Source organism: Bartonella sp. CM120XJJH (genome assembly GCF_042194715.1).
In the GTDB taxonomy this organism is placed as follows: Bacteria; Pseudomonadota; Alphaproteobacteria; order Rhizobiales; family Rhizobiaceae; genus Bartonella.
The window spans coordinates 335-589 of record NZ_JBHINE010000139.1; the positions used below are offsets into that span (position 1 = coordinate 335).

The window sequence follows — 255 nt, forward strand, 5'->3', positions numbered from 1 at the left end:
CCGATACCACAAAAGGTGCGTGATGTTTTTGCAGCGGAAAATTCTCTTATTCGCTTATCCGCAGACAGTGTGAAACATATTTTGTTAGAGCATCAAGCGCGTGATCTTCGCTTGGATGATTTTCGGGGCGCCATTCAAACACTCATTCGCCCCCATGGTGTTATTAGACGAAAAGATGCACAGAGTGTTGTGTTTTTGGGTGAAAATGGTGGGGCATGGTGGCGCTTTGCAGTCAAATGGGTAGCAAGCAAACAA

Annotated in this window: 1 pseudogene; it reads left to right on the top strand. The window is 45.9% G+C overall.

Features of this window, described 5'->3' with window-relative positions:
• A pseudogene (locus ACFIKU_RS10230) lies at positions 1 to 255 on the top strand (hypothetical protein); the annotation flags it as partial.